Raw genomic sequence first — 13,798 nt, 5'->3', positions numbered from 1 at the left:
TCCCACAGGGGAATGCATTCCAAATGTGGGAGCGGGCTTGCCCGCGATAGCAATAGACCAAACAACACAGTATTCGGATAAGAGACAGCCATGCGCACACTGATGATCGAACCCCTGACCAAAGAAGCCTTCGCCCCTTTCGGAGACGTTATCGAAACCGATGGCAGCGATCACTTCATGATCAACAACGGGTCGACCATGCGCTTTCACAAACTGGCAACGGTCGAAACAGCACAGCCTGAAGACCACGCCATCATCAGCATCTTCCGCGCCGATGCGCAGGACATGCCGTTGACCGTGTGCATGCTGGAGAGACACCCGCTGGGCAGCCAGGCGTTCATACCGCTGCTCGGCAACCCCTTTCTGATCGTGGTCGCGCCACTTGGCGATGCACCTGTATCAGGCTTGGTCCGCGCCTTCGTTACCAACGGCAGGCAGGGCATCAATTACCATCGCGGCGTCTGGCACCACCCGGTGCTGACGATCGAAAAGCGGGATGACTTCCTGGTGGTTGATCGCAGTGGCACAGGCAATAACTGCGATGAGCATTTTTTCAAAGAGGATGAGCGGTTGATCCTCGCCCCCCACCAATAAGAGAAGGCCGGATCACCCGACAACAAGGGTGACAGGCGAGAGGTAAAGACTGTGGAAGCACATCTGTTGGAATGGCTGAACCTGAGCGTGCGCTGGGTTCACATGATCACTGGCGTCGCCTGGATCGGCGCTTCGTTCTACTTTGTCTGGCTGGAAAACAACCTCAATCGCGTCAACCCCAAGAACGGCCTGGCCGGTGACTTGTGGGCGATCCACGGTGGCGGTATCTACCACCTGGAAAAATACAAACTGGCTCCGCCGACCATGCCGGACAACCTGCACTGGTTCAAATGGGAAGCCTACTTCACCTGGATGTCGGGCGTCGCACTGCTCTGCGTGGTGTTCTACCTCAACCCCACGCTGTACCTGCTCGCCCCCGGCAGCAGCCTCAGCGGCACCGAAGGCGTATTGCTGGGCATCGGCTCACTGTTCGCCGGCTGGTTCATCTACTCCTTCCTCTGCGACTCGGCCCTGGGCAAGCGCCCTGCCCTGCTCGGCTTGATCCTGTTCGTGCTGCTGATTGCGGCGGCGTATGGCTTCAGCAAGGTGTTCAGCGGCCGTGGCGCCTACCTGCACGTGGGTGCGGTGATCGGTACGATCATGGTCGGTAACGTGTTCCGCATCATCATGCCCGCCCAGCGTGCACTGGTGGCAGCCATCGCCGAGAACCGCACACCGGATCCGGCGCTGCCGGCCAAGGGCTTGCTGCGTTCACGCCACAACAACTACTTCACCTTGCCGGTGCTGTTCATCATGATCAGCAACCACTTCCCGAGTACCTACGGCAGCCAATACAACTGGCTGATCCTGGCCGGGATCGCAGTGGCGGCGGTGCTGGTAAGGCACTACTTCAACACCCGGCATGACAGCCAGAAGTATGCGTGGACCTTGCCGGTGGGCGCGTTGGCGATGATCAGCCTGGCGTATGTAACCGGGCCCAAACCTGCAGAACCGATTGCCAAGGCACCTGCTGCGATCGAGTACCAGCCGCTGCCGGAAACCGCCCTGGGCGGTGGCTTGAAACCCGCAGCGCCTGCCGCCCCCGCCGCTGAACCGGCACCGGCCCAGGCCACGACCGACTTCGGCCAGGTGCACCATGTGATCGAGCAACGCTGCACCGTGTGCCATTCGGCCAAGCCCACCAGCCCGTTGTTCAGCACCGCTCCGGCTGGGGTGATGTTCGACACACCGACACAGATCCAGCAGCAGGCCGCGCGTATTCAAGCGCAGGCCGTGGCCAGCCAGATCATGCCGTTGGGCAATATTACCCAGATGACCCAGCAGGAAAGAGACCTGATCGGCACCTGGATCAATCAGGGGGCCCGCACCAACTGACTGTTTCACACGGGACCAATGTGGGAGCTGGCTTGCCTGCGATAGCAGTGTGTCAGTCACCGGATGAGTTGCCGACCCTGCGCTATCGCAGGCAAGCCAGCTCCCACAATTGAGATCTGCCGTGTTTTGAAAATTGCTTTGCAAACAACACAAAAATAAAAAGATTCGAGGTGTTGCATGTCCCAGTTAGAAACGCAGACTCCTGCCGCACCCGCCATGGTGCGGCTGCCCCTCTTGCAACTGATTCTGGTTGGCTTGCAACACGTCTTGCTGATGTACGGCGGCGCCGTCGCCGTCCCCCTGATCATTGGCCAGGCCGCAGGCTTGAGCCGTGAAGAAATCGCCTTCCTGATCAACGCCGACCTGCTGGTGGCCGGTATCGCCACCATGGTGCAGTCGTTCGGCATCGGCCCGGTAGGTATCCGTATGCCGGTGATGATGGGTGCCAGCTTCGCCGCCGTCGGCAGCATGGTCGCCATGGCCGGTATGCCCGGTATCGGTTTGCAAGGCATCTTCGGCGCGACTATCGCCGCCGGGTTCTTCGGCATGCTGATCGCGCCATTCATGTCCAAGGTCGTGCGCTTTTTCCCGCCGCTGGTGACCGGTACCGTCATTACCGCCATCGGCCTCTCGCTGTTTCCCGTGGCCGTGAACTGGGCCGGTGGCGGCAGCGCTGCCGCCACGTTCGGCTCGCCGGTGAATCTGGCGATTGCCGCCCTGGTGCTGGCGACCATCCTGCTGATCAACCGCTTCATGCGCGGCTTCTGGGTGAATATCTCGGTGCTGATCGGCATGGGCCTGGGTTACGGGTTGTGCGGCGTTATCGGCATGGTCGACCTCAGTGGCCTGGCCCAGGCGCCCTGGGTGCAGGTGGTCACGCCGTTGCACTTCGGTATGCCCAAGTTCGAGTTGGCGCCGATCCTGTCGATGTGCCTGGTGGTGGTGATTATCTTTGTCGAGTCCACCGGCATGTTCCTCGCCCTGGGCAAGATCACCGGCCAGGAGGTCACCCCGAAAATGCTGCGCCGCGGCCTGTTGTGTGACGCCGGCGCGTCGTTCTTTGCCGGTTTCTTCAACACCTTTACCCACTCCTCCTTCGCGCAGAATATCGGCCTGGTACAAATGACCGGCGTGCGCTGCCGCTCGGTCACGATCATGGCCGGGGCCTTTCTGATTGTGCTGAGCCTGTTGCCCAAGGCCGCCTATCTGGTCGCGTCGATTCCGCCGGCAGTACTCGGTGGCGCGGCGATAGCCATGTTCGGCATGGTGGCGGCGACCGGGATCAAGATCCTGCAGGAAGCCGACATCGCCGACCGTCGCAACCAGCTATTGGTAGCGGTGAGCATCGGCATGGGCCTGATCCCCGTGGTACGGCCGGAGTTCTTCGCGCAACTGCCACTGTGGATGAGCCCGATTACCCACAGCGGGATCGCCATGGCCACACTCAGCGCGTTGTCGCTGAACATCCTGTTCAACATCCTCGGCGGCGCTGAACGCCCCGAAGTCGCCCATACGCATTGATTCCTTTGTTAGTACAAAAATAACAACAAACAGGGAACAGCCACATGCACAGCCTTCAACCGGGGCCGGCCACACGCCGCGCCCCATTCTCGCCCCTCGCGCTCTGTTACAGCGCACTTGAGCCCAGGCCTGGGAGCCAGTATTCTCCGCGCCCGCTCGAATCGACTCAAAAAAAAACAGCGAATGTAAAAGCTGACTTCAAGGCCAACTTATCCCGGCCTGATGTTGGCTGCCAAAGTGCGCAAAAGTCCTCTGAATTCGACTGCATCCGCTGCAGCCGACGGGGATTTTTTGGCTTTTCAAACACCTTGGCGCAGCTCTTGCTAACAGCATTAAAGCTGACCGAACAGACGATTTTTGCAGCGAACCAAAAGGCGCCATACCAGAGCGCCTGCGTAGAAGAAAAAAACCATAAAACTTTAACTCGGGAGCAACCGAATGAAACCCATGTTCAAAGGCCTGATGCTGGCGGGATCCCTGCTGGCTGGTGGCCAGGCCGTCGCCGGTGACTTGTTGCAGTGGCAGAACAACAGCCTGACTTACCTGTGGGGCAAGAGCTTTACCGTCAACCCGCAGATCCAGCAAACCGTCACCTTCGAACATGCCGACGCATGGAAGTACGGCGACAACTTCTTCTTCCTCGACCGTATCTTTTACAACGGCAAGGAAGACGGCAATGTCGGCCCGAACACTTACTACGGCGAGTTCAGCCCGCGTTTGTCGTTCGGCAAGATTTTCGACAAGGACCTGTCGTTCGGCCCGATCAAGGACGTGCTGCTGGCCTTCACCTACGAGTTCGGCGAGGGCGATAACGAGTCCTACCTGCTGGGCCCGGCATTCGACTTGAACATCCCCGGTTTCGACTACTTCCAGTTGAATTTCTACCAGCGCCAGACCGAGGGCAATCGCCCGGGTGACGGTGTGTGGCAGATCACTCCGGTGTGGTCGTACACCATCCCCGTGGGCAACTCCGACGTGCTGATCGACGGTTTCATGGACTGGGTGGTGGATAACGACAAAAACGCCCGTGGCACTTATCACGCCAACCTGCACTTCAACCCGCAGGTCAAATACGACTTGGGCAAGGCGCTGCACTGGGGCGACAAGCAGTTGTATGTAGGTTTTGAATACGACTACTGGAAGAACAAGTACGGGATTGAAGACAGCGGTGCCTTCAAGACGACTCAGGACACGGCAAGCTTCCTGGTCAAGTACCACTTCTAAAGGTTGATCGCGGTTCCCTGTGGGAGCTGGCTTGCCTGCGATCGCGGTGTGTCTGTGCCAGCAGTGTTGGCTGGCATACCGCTATCGCAGGCAAGCCAGCTCCCACATTCAGTTCGGCGTCAGGCCGAGGAATCGGGTGATTTCGTCGCGCTTGGCCAGCGCATCCTTGCGCCCCAACTCGATCAACTCGCTGCAATACCCCGCCTCGAACAGCAAATAACTCAACACCCCCGCCCCACTGGTCTTGGTCGCCCCCGGTCCGCGCAAGAACAAGCGCAACGCCGCCGGTAATTCCTGGCGATGTCGCGCCGCGATTTCATCGATAGGCTGGCTGGGCGCAATCACCAGCACGTCTACCGGCGCCAGGCCCTGCACCGCGGCGTCGACAGGGACAACCCGACTAAACTGGTTCAAGCGCTCCAGCAGTTCGATATCGCTTTCCAGGCTGTCAATGAAGGTGCTGTTGAGCATATGCCCACCGATTTGCGCCAGGGTCGGTTGCTGGCCGGTGTAGGTACGTTGCGTCGACGCTTCATTGCCCCTGGGATTGCCGCTCACGCCGACGACCAACACGCGGCTGGCGCCCAGGTGCAAAGCCGGGCTGATGGGCGCTGACTGCCGCACCGCGCCATCGCCAAAGTACTCTTCGTCGAGTTTGACCGGAGCAAACAACAGCGGAATCGCCGAACTCGCCAGCAAGTGCTCCACCGTCAGTTGGGTCGGCACGCCGATACGCCGATGGCGCAGCCATGCATCGATGGTGCCGCCGCCCTGGTAGAAAGTCACCGCTTGCCCGGACTCATAGCCAAACGCCGTCACCGCCACTGCCTGCAAGTGCTTGCGGCGAATAGCCTCGTCGATGCCGTCCAGGTTCAAGCGTTCTTGCAGCAAGTCGCGCAGTGGCGAGCTGTTGAGCAGCGCCACGGGCACCTGGGCGCCCAGGCCCAATAAGCTGTGGATGAGGAAACGGCTGGCCTGGCGTATTACCCCAGGCCAGTCGCTGCGCAGCACCTGGTGGCTGCGAAAGCCCTGCCAGAATGCCGTCAATCGCTGGATAGCCGCACGGAAATCGGTGGCCCCGCTGGCCAGGCTCACCGCATTGATCGCACCAGCCGACGTGCCGACAATCACCGGAAAAGGATTCGGCGCCCCTGGTGGCAGCAACTCGGCAATCGCCGCCAATACCCCCACCTGATACGCCGCTCGCGCCCCGCCGCCAGAAAGAATCAAGCCTGTGACCGGTTCAACTGGGCGCATTGCGTCACTCCATGTGGGAAAAGCCAGCGCTTATCGGCGGCGTTTTTCGTACAGCTTGGGTTCACCCGCCGGTCGGCTCTTGAAGCGGCGGTGGGTCCACAGGTATTGCTCGGGGCAATCGCGTACCGAGGCTTCGACCCATTGGTTGATGCGCAGGCAGTCGATTTCGTCGGTTTCACCCGGGAAGTCGGTCAACGGTGGATGGATCACCAATCGATAACCGCTGCCATCGGCCAGGCGCTCCTGGGTGAACGGCACCACCAACGCCTTGCCCAGGCGTGCGAACTTGCTGGTAGCGGTGACGGTAGCTGCCTGGATACCGAACAGCGGCACGAAGATGCTTTGCTTGGCGCCGTAATCCTGGTCCGGCGCGTACCAGATGGCCCGGCCGGCACGCAGCAGCTTGAGCATACCGCGCACGTCGTCGCGCTCCACGGCCAGGGAATCGAGGTTATGGCGCTCACGGCCACGGCGCTGGATAAAATCGAACAGCGGGTTGCCATGCTCGCGGTACATGCCATCGATGGTGTGTTTCTGCCCCAGCAGCGCCGCGCCGATTTCCAGGGTGGTGAAGTGCAGGGCCATCAGGATCACGCCCTTGCCTTCCAAGTGTGCCTGCTTGAGGTGTTCCAGCCCTTCGACATGGGCCAGTCGCGCCAGGCGCGGCTTGGGCCACCACCAACTCATGGCCATTTCAAAAAAGGCGATACCGGTGGAGGCAAAGTTTTCCTTGAGCAGGCGTTTGCGCTCCTGCACGGATTTTTCCGGGAAGCACAGCTCAAGGTTACGCGCCGCGATACGGCGACGATCGCCAGCCACGCGGTACATGCCCGCACCCAGCAGGCGACCAATGGTCAACAACGCCCGGTACGGCAACTGGGTGACCAGCCACAGCAGGCCGAGCCCCAGCCATAGCAGCCAAAAACGCGGGTGAAGAAATACAGCTCGAAAACGCGGGCGATCCATTACAGATTCCGGTAAAGACAAGGGCCGCGCATTCTACAACGGTTCGACTCGGCTTGCGGCGGGTGAGTGTTCTCGTTATAAGTCTCGACACTTTTCGTGACAAGCCGCTTTCGCCGACCATGAGCCAAACCGAACCGCTAGACCAAGATCCCGTGTTCCAGCTAAAAGGCAGCATGCTCGCCATTACCGTGCTGGAACTGGCGCGCAATGACCTTGATGCCCTGGACCGCCAACTGGCCGCCAAGGTTGCCCTGGCGCCAAACTTTTTCAACAACGCCCCGCTGGTGCTGGCGCTGGACAAGCTGCCGGCCGGCCAGGGCGTGATTGATTTGCCCGGGCTGATGCGCGTGTGCCGCTCCCATGGCCTGCGCACCCTGGCGATTCGTGCCAGCCGCATCGAAGACATTGCCGCCGCCATCGCCATTGAACTGCCAGTACTGCCTCCATCCGGTGCCCGCGAGCGTCCCTTGGAACCGCTGGTCGGTGAAGAGAAGAAAAAACCGGAAAAACCACCCGAGCCTGCGATCAAGCCGACAAAGATCATCACCTCGCCGGTACGCGGCGGGCAGCAGATTTACGCCCAGGGCGGCGACCTGGTGGTGATCTCCTCGGTCAGCCCGGGGGCGGAACTTCTCGCCGATGGCAACATCCATGTATACGGCCCGATGCGCGGGCGTGCCCTCGCCGGCATCAAGGGTGATACCAGAGCGCGGATTTTCTGCCAGCAGTTGACCGCTGAGCTGGTTTCCATCGCGGGTCAGTACAAGGTTTCCGAAGATTTGCGCCGTGATCCGCTGTGGGGGGCTTCGGTGCAGGTCAACCTGTCGGGCGATGTGTTGAACATCATCCGGCTTTAACGGATACTGCCGCATTTTCCAAGCATCTCTAGACTCTGATAGCAAAGCGAAACCGGCAAGACTTGTGTAGGACTTTTTGGAAGTTGGTGTTTCTCCATGGAAACTCCTTCTTTTTCCTGCAAAGGCTGTCCGCCTGCAGCGAGTTTCAAGAGATGTTTTTCAGGGACCGAAAGTCCTTTTTCCTTAGGGGTGAAACACCTTGGCCAAGATTCTCGTGGTTACATCCGGCAAGGGTGGTGTGGGTAAGACCACCACCAGCGCCGCTATCGGTACCGGCCTCGCTCTGCGCGGCCACAAGACAGTCATCGTCGACTTCGACGTCGGTTTGCGTAACCTCGACCTGATCATGGGCTGCGAACGCCGCGTGGTGTACGACTTCGTCAACGTGGTGAACGGCGAAGCCAACCTGCAACAGGCCCTGATCAAGGACAAGCGCCTTGAGAACCTGTATGTACTGGCCGCCAGCCAGACCCGCGACAAAGACGCGCTGACCAAGGAAGGCGTGGGCAAGGTTCTCGCCGAGCTCAAGGAAACCTTCGAATACGTGGTGTGCGATTCTCCGGCCGGTATTGAAACCGGTGCTCACCTGGCGATGTACTTCGCCGATGAAGCCATCGTGGTGACCAACCCGGAAGTTTCCTCGGTACGTGACTCGGACCGTATGCTGGGCCTCTTGGCCAGCAAGTCCAAGCGCGCTGAAGAAGGCCAGGACGCGATCAAGGAGCACCTGTTGCTCACCCGCTACAACCCGGAGCGCGTCAACAATGGCGAGATGCTCGGCGTTGAAGACGTGAAGGAAATCCTCGCCGTGACCCTGCTGGGCGTGATTCCGGAGTCCCAGGCCGTACTGAAGGCATCCAACCAGGGCGTGCCGGTGATTCTTGACGACCAGAGCGACGCCGGCCAGGCGTACAGCGATGCAGTCGATCGCTTGCTGGGCAAGACCGTGGAACACCGCTTCCTCGATGTTAAGAAGAAGGGATTCTTCGAGCGTATCTTTGGAGGCAACTAAACAATGAAATTTCTCGACTTCTTTCGCGCCAACAAAAAGCCAAGTACCGCGTCGGTAGCGAAAGAGCGTCTACAGATCATCGTGGCGCACGAACGCGGCCAACGCAGCACGCCGGATTACCTGCCAGCCTTGCAGAAGGAACTGGTCGAGGTGATCCGCAAGTACGTCAATATCGGCAACGATGACGTGCATGTCGCTCTGGAAAATGACGGCAGCTGCTCGATTCTGGAACTCAATATCACCCTGCCCGATCGTTGATCGAAAGGGCGGTCGCCACGGCGGCTCGATCACCTTGATCCTTCGGGAACCAGGTGGGCGAGCCGCCGTTGGCGTTTGTTACGAGGCTGTTTAATGCCGCTGTCCAATATACATATCCTGCATCAGGACGACGCTGTCCTGGTGGTGAACAAGCCGACCCTGCTGCTCTCGGTGCCTGGTCGCGCCGACGACAACAAGGACTGCCTGATCACGCGCCTGCAGGAAAACGGCTACCCCGAAGCCCGTATCGTCCATCGACTGGACTGGGAAACCTCGGGGATCATCCTGCTGGCCCGGGACGCCGACACCCACCGCGAACTGTCCCGCCAGTTTCACGACCGTGAGACCGAAAAAGCCTACACCGCCCTGGCCTGGGGCCAACCGGAACTGGACAGCGGCAGCATCGACCTGCCATTGCGCTACGACCCGCCAACCAAGCCCCGCCATGTGGTCGACCATGAATTCGGCAAGCACGCCCTGACCTTCTGGAAGGTGTTGGAGCGTTGCGGCGACTGGTGCCGCGTGGAGCTGACGCCGATCACCGGACGTTCGCACCAGTTGCGTGTGCATATGCTGTCCATCGGTCATCCGTTGCTGGGTGATGGTTTGTATGCTCATGAACGAGCCTTGGCTGCCTGGCCGCGGCTGTGCCTGCACGCAAGCATGCTCAGTTTCACCCATCCACAAAGCGGCGAGCGCTTGCGCTTCGAGTGCCCTGCCCCCTTTTAAGCTGTGAACACGGGTAAATGTGGGAGGGGGCTTGCCTCCGATGGCGGAGTGTCAGTCACTGTATTTGCTCACTGACACACCGCAATCGGGAGCAAGCCCCCTCCCGCATTTGTTCTGTGCACTTCTGGCCATCGAACGGTAAACTCCGCGCATTGCTGTCTGGAGCTATTTATGCGCGAAGCGTTGAATCAAGGCCTGATCGACTTCCTCAAGGCCTCCCCTACTCCTTTTCATGCCACTGCGGCCCTCGCCCAGCGCCTGGAAGCGGCTGGTTACCAGCGTCTCGACGAGCGCGACACCTGGGCCACCGAGGCCAACGGTCGCTACTACGTGACCCGCAACGACTCCTCGATCATCGCCTTCAAGCTCGGCCGCCACTCGCCGTTGCAGGGCGGCATCCGCCTGGTCGGCGCCCACACCGACAGCCCGTGCCTGCGGGTCAAACCCCAGCCTGAGCTGCAACGCCAGGGCTTCTGGCAGTTGGGCGTGGAAGTCTACGGCGGTGCGCTGCTCGCGCCGTGGTTCGACCGCGACCTGTCCCTGGCTGGCCGCGTCACCTTCCGCCGCGACGGTAAGGTCGAAAGCCAATTGATCGACTTCAAGCTGCCGATCGCCATCATTCCCAACCTGGCCATTCACCTGAACCGTGAGGCCAACCAGGGTTGGGCGATCAATGCCCAGACCGAGCTGCCGCCGATCCTTGCGCAATTTGCCGGTGACGAACGCGTGGACTTTCGCGCCGTGCTCACCGAACAGTTGGCCCGCGAGCATGGGTTGAACGCTGATGTGGTGCTCGACTACGAGCTGAGCTTCTACGACACCCAAAGCGCGGCGGTCATCGGCCTCAATGGCGATTTCATCGCCGGTGCGCGCCTGGACAACCTGCTGTCGTGCTACGCCGGCCTGCAAGCCTTGCTGACCAGCGAGACCGACGAAACCTGCGTGCTGGTGTGCAACGACCACGAAGAAGTCGGCTCCTGCTCGGCCTGCGGCGCCGATGGCCCGATGCTGGAGCAGACCCTGCGCCGCCTGTTGCCTGAAGGTGATGAGTTCGTACGCACCATTCAGAAATCACTGCTGGTATCGGCGGACAACGCCCACGGCGTGCACCCCAACTACGCCGAGAAGCACGACGCCAACCACGGTCCGAAACTCAATGCCGGGCCGGTGATCAAGGTCAACAGCAACCAGCGCTACGCCACCAACAGCGAAACTGCCGGGTTCTTCCGTCACCTGTGCATGGCCGAGGAAGTGCCGGTACAAAGCTTTGTGGTGCGCAGTGACATGGGCTGCGGCTCGACCATCGGCCCGATCACCGCCAGCCACCTGGGTGTACGCACCGTGGATATCGGCTTGCCGACGTTTGCCATGCACTCCATTCGAGAGCTGTGCGGCAGCCATGACCTGGCGCACCTGGTGAAGGTGCTGGGGGCGTTTTACGCGAGCCGCGACCTGCCCTGATTTGACGGGCAAAATGTGATCGAAATGTGGGAGGGGGCTTGCTCCCTCCCACATTTGGTTCGATGTACTGCCAAACTGACTTGTATCACCTGCACTTCCTGCAATCGCGCCTAGACTTGTCAAAACTTCCACTGCGACAAGGCTATTGCTCCCATGATTTCAATGTCCTCATTCCACGCCATGCTCATCCCCATCGTGATCGGCATGATCATGCTCGCGGTCGGTTTCAATTTTCGCGACAAGCCCCTCGGCGTGTTCGGCATGTGGGTTGGTATGCTGCTGATCCTGGGCACCGTGGTCTACAAGATCCTCGCCAAACTGGCGCAATGACAAATGCGCTCGCATTGGGCATAGCGGCCTCGTACACTCGGTCAATTCGTTGCTTTGAAGGTTGACCGCCTCGTGCTTTCCCGTCTGTTTGCCCTGCCCTGCTACCTGCTGATCGCCCTGCTCACGCTGCTGCCGCTGTCATCCGCCCAAGCCGTAGGCTTGCCCGGAATGCTGGGTGGTTCCAGCAAGACCCAACCCCAGGCTGAAGTGCCCCTGGGGCAGTCGCTGGACGAGGTGATCAAGACTCTCGAAAACGACCAACAGCGCACCCAGTTGCTGAGCGACCTGAAAAAGCTGCGCGCCGCCACGCAAAAGGCCCAACCCGCGACAGAGCAAGGTGTGCTCGGGTTGATCGGCAGCACGCTGTCGGGCTTTGAACAGCAGTTTTCCGGCGCCGACAGCCCATTGGGGCGCTGGTCCAATGAAGTCGATCAGGCCAAGGATGAACTGGGCGCGCTGATGCTGCCGGCCAACGAATGGCTGCCGATCATCTTTGGTTTTGCCGTGATCCTGGCAGTGTGGAGCCTGCTGGCCGCCGCGCTGATCTGGCTCAGCCACCGGGTACGCGAGCGTTTCGGCCTGCCCGAAGAGTTGCCGCAACACCCGCGCACCTGGGACATGCTGCGCTTTGCCCTGCGCAAGCTGGGCCCCTGGTTGATCGCCCTGGTGATCACGGTTTACCTGAGCTACGCCCTGCCTTCCTCCGTGGGCAAATCCCTGGCGATGGTGCTGGCGTATGCCTTGGTGGTCGGCACCTGTTTTTCGGCAATCTGCGTAATTGCCTTCTCCGTACTCGACGGCCCGCACCGCCACCGCGCCCTGTATATCCTGCGCCATCAGGCGTTCCGCCCGCTGTGGTGGATCGGCAGCTTTGCCGCCTTCGGTGAAGCCTTGAGCGATCCGCGCCTGATCGAGGCGCTCGGCCAGCACCTGGCCCACACCGCCGCAACCGTAGCCAATGTAATGGCGGCGCTGTCCACCGGCGTGTTTATCCTGCGTTTCCGCCGACCGATTGCACACCTGATCCGCAACCAGCCGCTGTCGCGCCGCCTGACCCGCCGCGCCCTCACCGACACCCTGTCGATCATCGGTACCTTCTGGTACATCCCGGCCTTGCTGCTGGTAGGTATCTCACTGTTCGCGACCTTCCTGTCGGCCGGCGATACCAGCACCGCCCTGCGCCAGTCGCTGCTGTGCACGGTGCTGCTGGTGTTGTGCATGGTGATCAACGGCCTGGTGCGCCGCCACGCCCTCAAGCCGCAGCGCGGGCACAAACGCCACGCGCTGTACTCCGAACGCCTCAAAGGGTTTGTCTACACCCTGGTGCACCTGGTGGTGTGGCTGGCGTTTATCGAGTTGGGGCTGCGGGTGTGGGGCCTGTCGATGATTCGCTTTACCGAAGGTGACGGCCATGAAATAGCCGTGAAGCTGTTTGGCCTCGGTGGGACCTTGCTGTTTGCCTGGCTGATCTGGATCCTCAGCGACACCGCCATCCACCACGCCCTGACCCGCTCACGCAAAGGCCTGGCCAACGCGCGTGCGCAAACCATGATGCCGCTGATCCGCAACGTGCTGTTCGTGACCATCTTCATCATCGCCGCCATTGTGGCGCTGGCGAACATGGGCATGAATGTCACCCCATTGCTGGCCGGTGCGGGTGTAATCGGTATCGCTATCGGCTTTGGTGCGCAGTCGCTGGTAGCGGACTTGATCACCGGCTTGTTCATCATCATCGAAGACTCCCTGGCCATCGACGACTACGTAGACGTCGGCGGCCACCTGGGTACGGTGGAGGGCCTGACCATCCGCACCGTGCGCCTGCGCGATATCGACGGCATCGTGCACACCATCCCGTTCAGCGAGATCAAGAGCATCAAGAACTACTCCCGAGAGTTCGGCTACGCGATCTTCCGGGTGGCAATCCCCTACAACATGGAAATTGACGACGCAATCAAGCTGATGCGCGATGTCGGCCACGCCATGCGCAATGACCCGCTGCAACGCCGCAATATCTGGTCGCCGCTGGAAATCCAGGGCGTGGAGAGTTTCGAATCCGGCAGCGCGATCCTGCGCGCACGCTTCAAGACCGCGCCGATCAAGCAGTGGGAAGTCTCGCGAGCGTTCAACCTCTCGCTCAAGCGGCACCTGGATGAAGCCGGCCTCGACCTGGCAACGCCGCGCTTGAGCGTGCAGGTAGTGACAGCAGGCAGCGTGCAGGAGAAAGATCCACAACAATAAGCAAGCAGAGGTTGGT

13 protein-coding genes are annotated in these 13,798 nt (G+C 60.6%); 11 read left to right on the top strand and 2 right to left on the bottom strand.

The genetic code is table 11. From position 1 onward, the window contains the following. The first annotated feature begins 90 nt into the window (after nucleotides 1–90). The 4 genes from J1G33_RS12300 (at nucleotide 91) to J1G33_RS12285 (ending at nucleotide 4,674) form a co-directional block, all read left to right on the top strand. Nucleotides 91–594, top strand: coding sequence for an ureidoglycolate lyase (locus J1G33_RS12300; RefSeq protein ID WP_005789953.1), 504 nt, complete (start codon nucleotides 91–93; stop codon nucleotides 592–594). A 51-nt stretch (nucleotides 595–645) separates the two neighbouring features. Further along, nucleotides 646–1,929: a urate hydroxylase PuuD gene (locus J1G33_RS12295; protein WP_032880113.1), complete on the top strand. Its 1,284-nt coding sequence runs from the start codon at nucleotides 646–648 to the stop codon at nucleotides 1,927–1,929. Nucleotides 1,930–2,106: 177 nt separating this feature from the next. Beyond that, nucleotides 2,107–3,450, top strand: a complete 1,344-nt coding sequence (locus J1G33_RS12290) for a nucleobase:cation symporter-2 family protein (protein WP_223018158.1) — start codon at nucleotides 2,107–2,109, stop codon at nucleotides 3,448–3,450. A 438-nt stretch (nucleotides 3,451–3,888) separates the two neighbouring features. Further along, on the top strand, nucleotides 3,889–4,674 hold the full coding sequence (locus J1G33_RS12285; protein ID WP_005789957.1) for an outer membrane protein OmpK: 786 nt from the start codon (nucleotides 3,889–3,891) through the stop codon (nucleotides 4,672–4,674). Nucleotides 4,675–4,782: 108 nt separating this feature from the next. Here the strand turns inward: J1G33_RS12285 and J1G33_RS12280 are convergent, their stop codons facing one another. Further along, nucleotides 4,783–5,931, bottom strand: a complete 1,149-nt coding sequence (locus J1G33_RS12280) for a patatin-like phospholipase family protein (protein ID WP_223018157.1) — start codon at nucleotides 5,929–5,931, stop codon at nucleotides 4,783–4,785. A gap of 30 nt (nucleotides 5,932–5,961) precedes the next feature. Further along, nucleotides 5,962–6,897 carry a lipid A biosynthesis lauroyl acyltransferase gene (locus J1G33_RS12275; RefSeq protein WP_223018156.1) on the bottom strand — a complete coding sequence of 312 codons (936 nt, stop codon included), beginning with the start codon at nucleotides 6,895–6,897 and terminating at the stop codon, nucleotides 5,962–5,964. Nucleotides 6,898–7,016: 119 nt separating this feature from the next. Here J1G33_RS12275 and minC point away from each other — a divergent pair, with 119 nt between their 5' ends. The 7 genes from minC to J1G33_RS12240 all read left to right on the top strand — a co-directional run bounded on the left by minC (nucleotide 7,017) and on the right by J1G33_RS12240 (nucleotide 13,782). After that, entirely contained in the window at nucleotides 7,017–7,754 is a 738-nt protein-coding gene (gene minC, locus J1G33_RS12270; protein WP_005789962.1) for a septum site-determining protein MinC, read from the top strand. A gap of 199 nt (nucleotides 7,755–7,953) precedes the next feature. Next, a complete protein-coding gene (minD, locus tag J1G33_RS12265) occupies nucleotides 7,954–8,766 on the top strand; it encodes a septum site-determining protein MinD (protein ID WP_103733707.1) in 813 nt (270 codons plus the stop codon). 3 nt (nucleotides 8,767–8,769) lie between these two features. Continuing rightward, a complete protein-coding gene (gene minE / locus J1G33_RS12260; RefSeq protein ID WP_003175252.1) occupies nucleotides 8,770–9,024 on the top strand; it encodes a cell division topological specificity factor MinE in 255 nt (84 codons plus the stop codon). A gap of 93 nt (nucleotides 9,025–9,117) precedes the next feature. Beyond that, on the top strand, nucleotides 9,118–9,753 hold the full coding sequence (locus tag J1G33_RS12255; RefSeq protein WP_223018155.1) for an RluA family pseudouridine synthase: 636 nt from the start codon (nucleotides 9,118–9,120) through the stop codon (nucleotides 9,751–9,753). 171 nt (nucleotides 9,754–9,924) lie between these two features. Continuing rightward, entirely contained in the window at nucleotides 9,925–11,214 is a 1,290-nt protein-coding gene (locus J1G33_RS12250) for a M18 family aminopeptidase (protein ID WP_005789967.1), read from the top strand. 153 nt (nucleotides 11,215–11,367) lie between these two features. Next, nucleotides 11,368–11,544, top strand: a complete 177-nt coding sequence (locus J1G33_RS12245; RefSeq protein WP_164699536.1) for a hypothetical protein — start codon at nucleotides 11,368–11,370, stop codon at nucleotides 11,542–11,544. Between the two features lie 72 nt (nucleotides 11,545–11,616). Then, nucleotides 11,617–13,782: a mechanosensitive ion channel domain-containing protein gene (locus J1G33_RS12240; protein ID WP_223018154.1), complete on the top strand. Its 2,166-nt coding sequence runs from the start codon at nucleotides 11,617–11,619 to the stop codon at nucleotides 13,780–13,782. The last annotated feature ends 16 nt before the right edge of the window (nucleotides 13,783–13,798 follow it).

Source organism: Pseudomonas sp. P867 (assembly GCF_019891455.1).
GTDB classification, from domain to species: Bacteria; Pseudomonadota; Gammaproteobacteria; order Pseudomonadales; family Pseudomonadaceae; genus Aquipseudomonas; species Aquipseudomonas synxantha_A.
The sequence above is the reverse complement of the archived record's forward strand: the minus strand, read 5'-3'. Positions and strand labels throughout refer to the sequence as shown.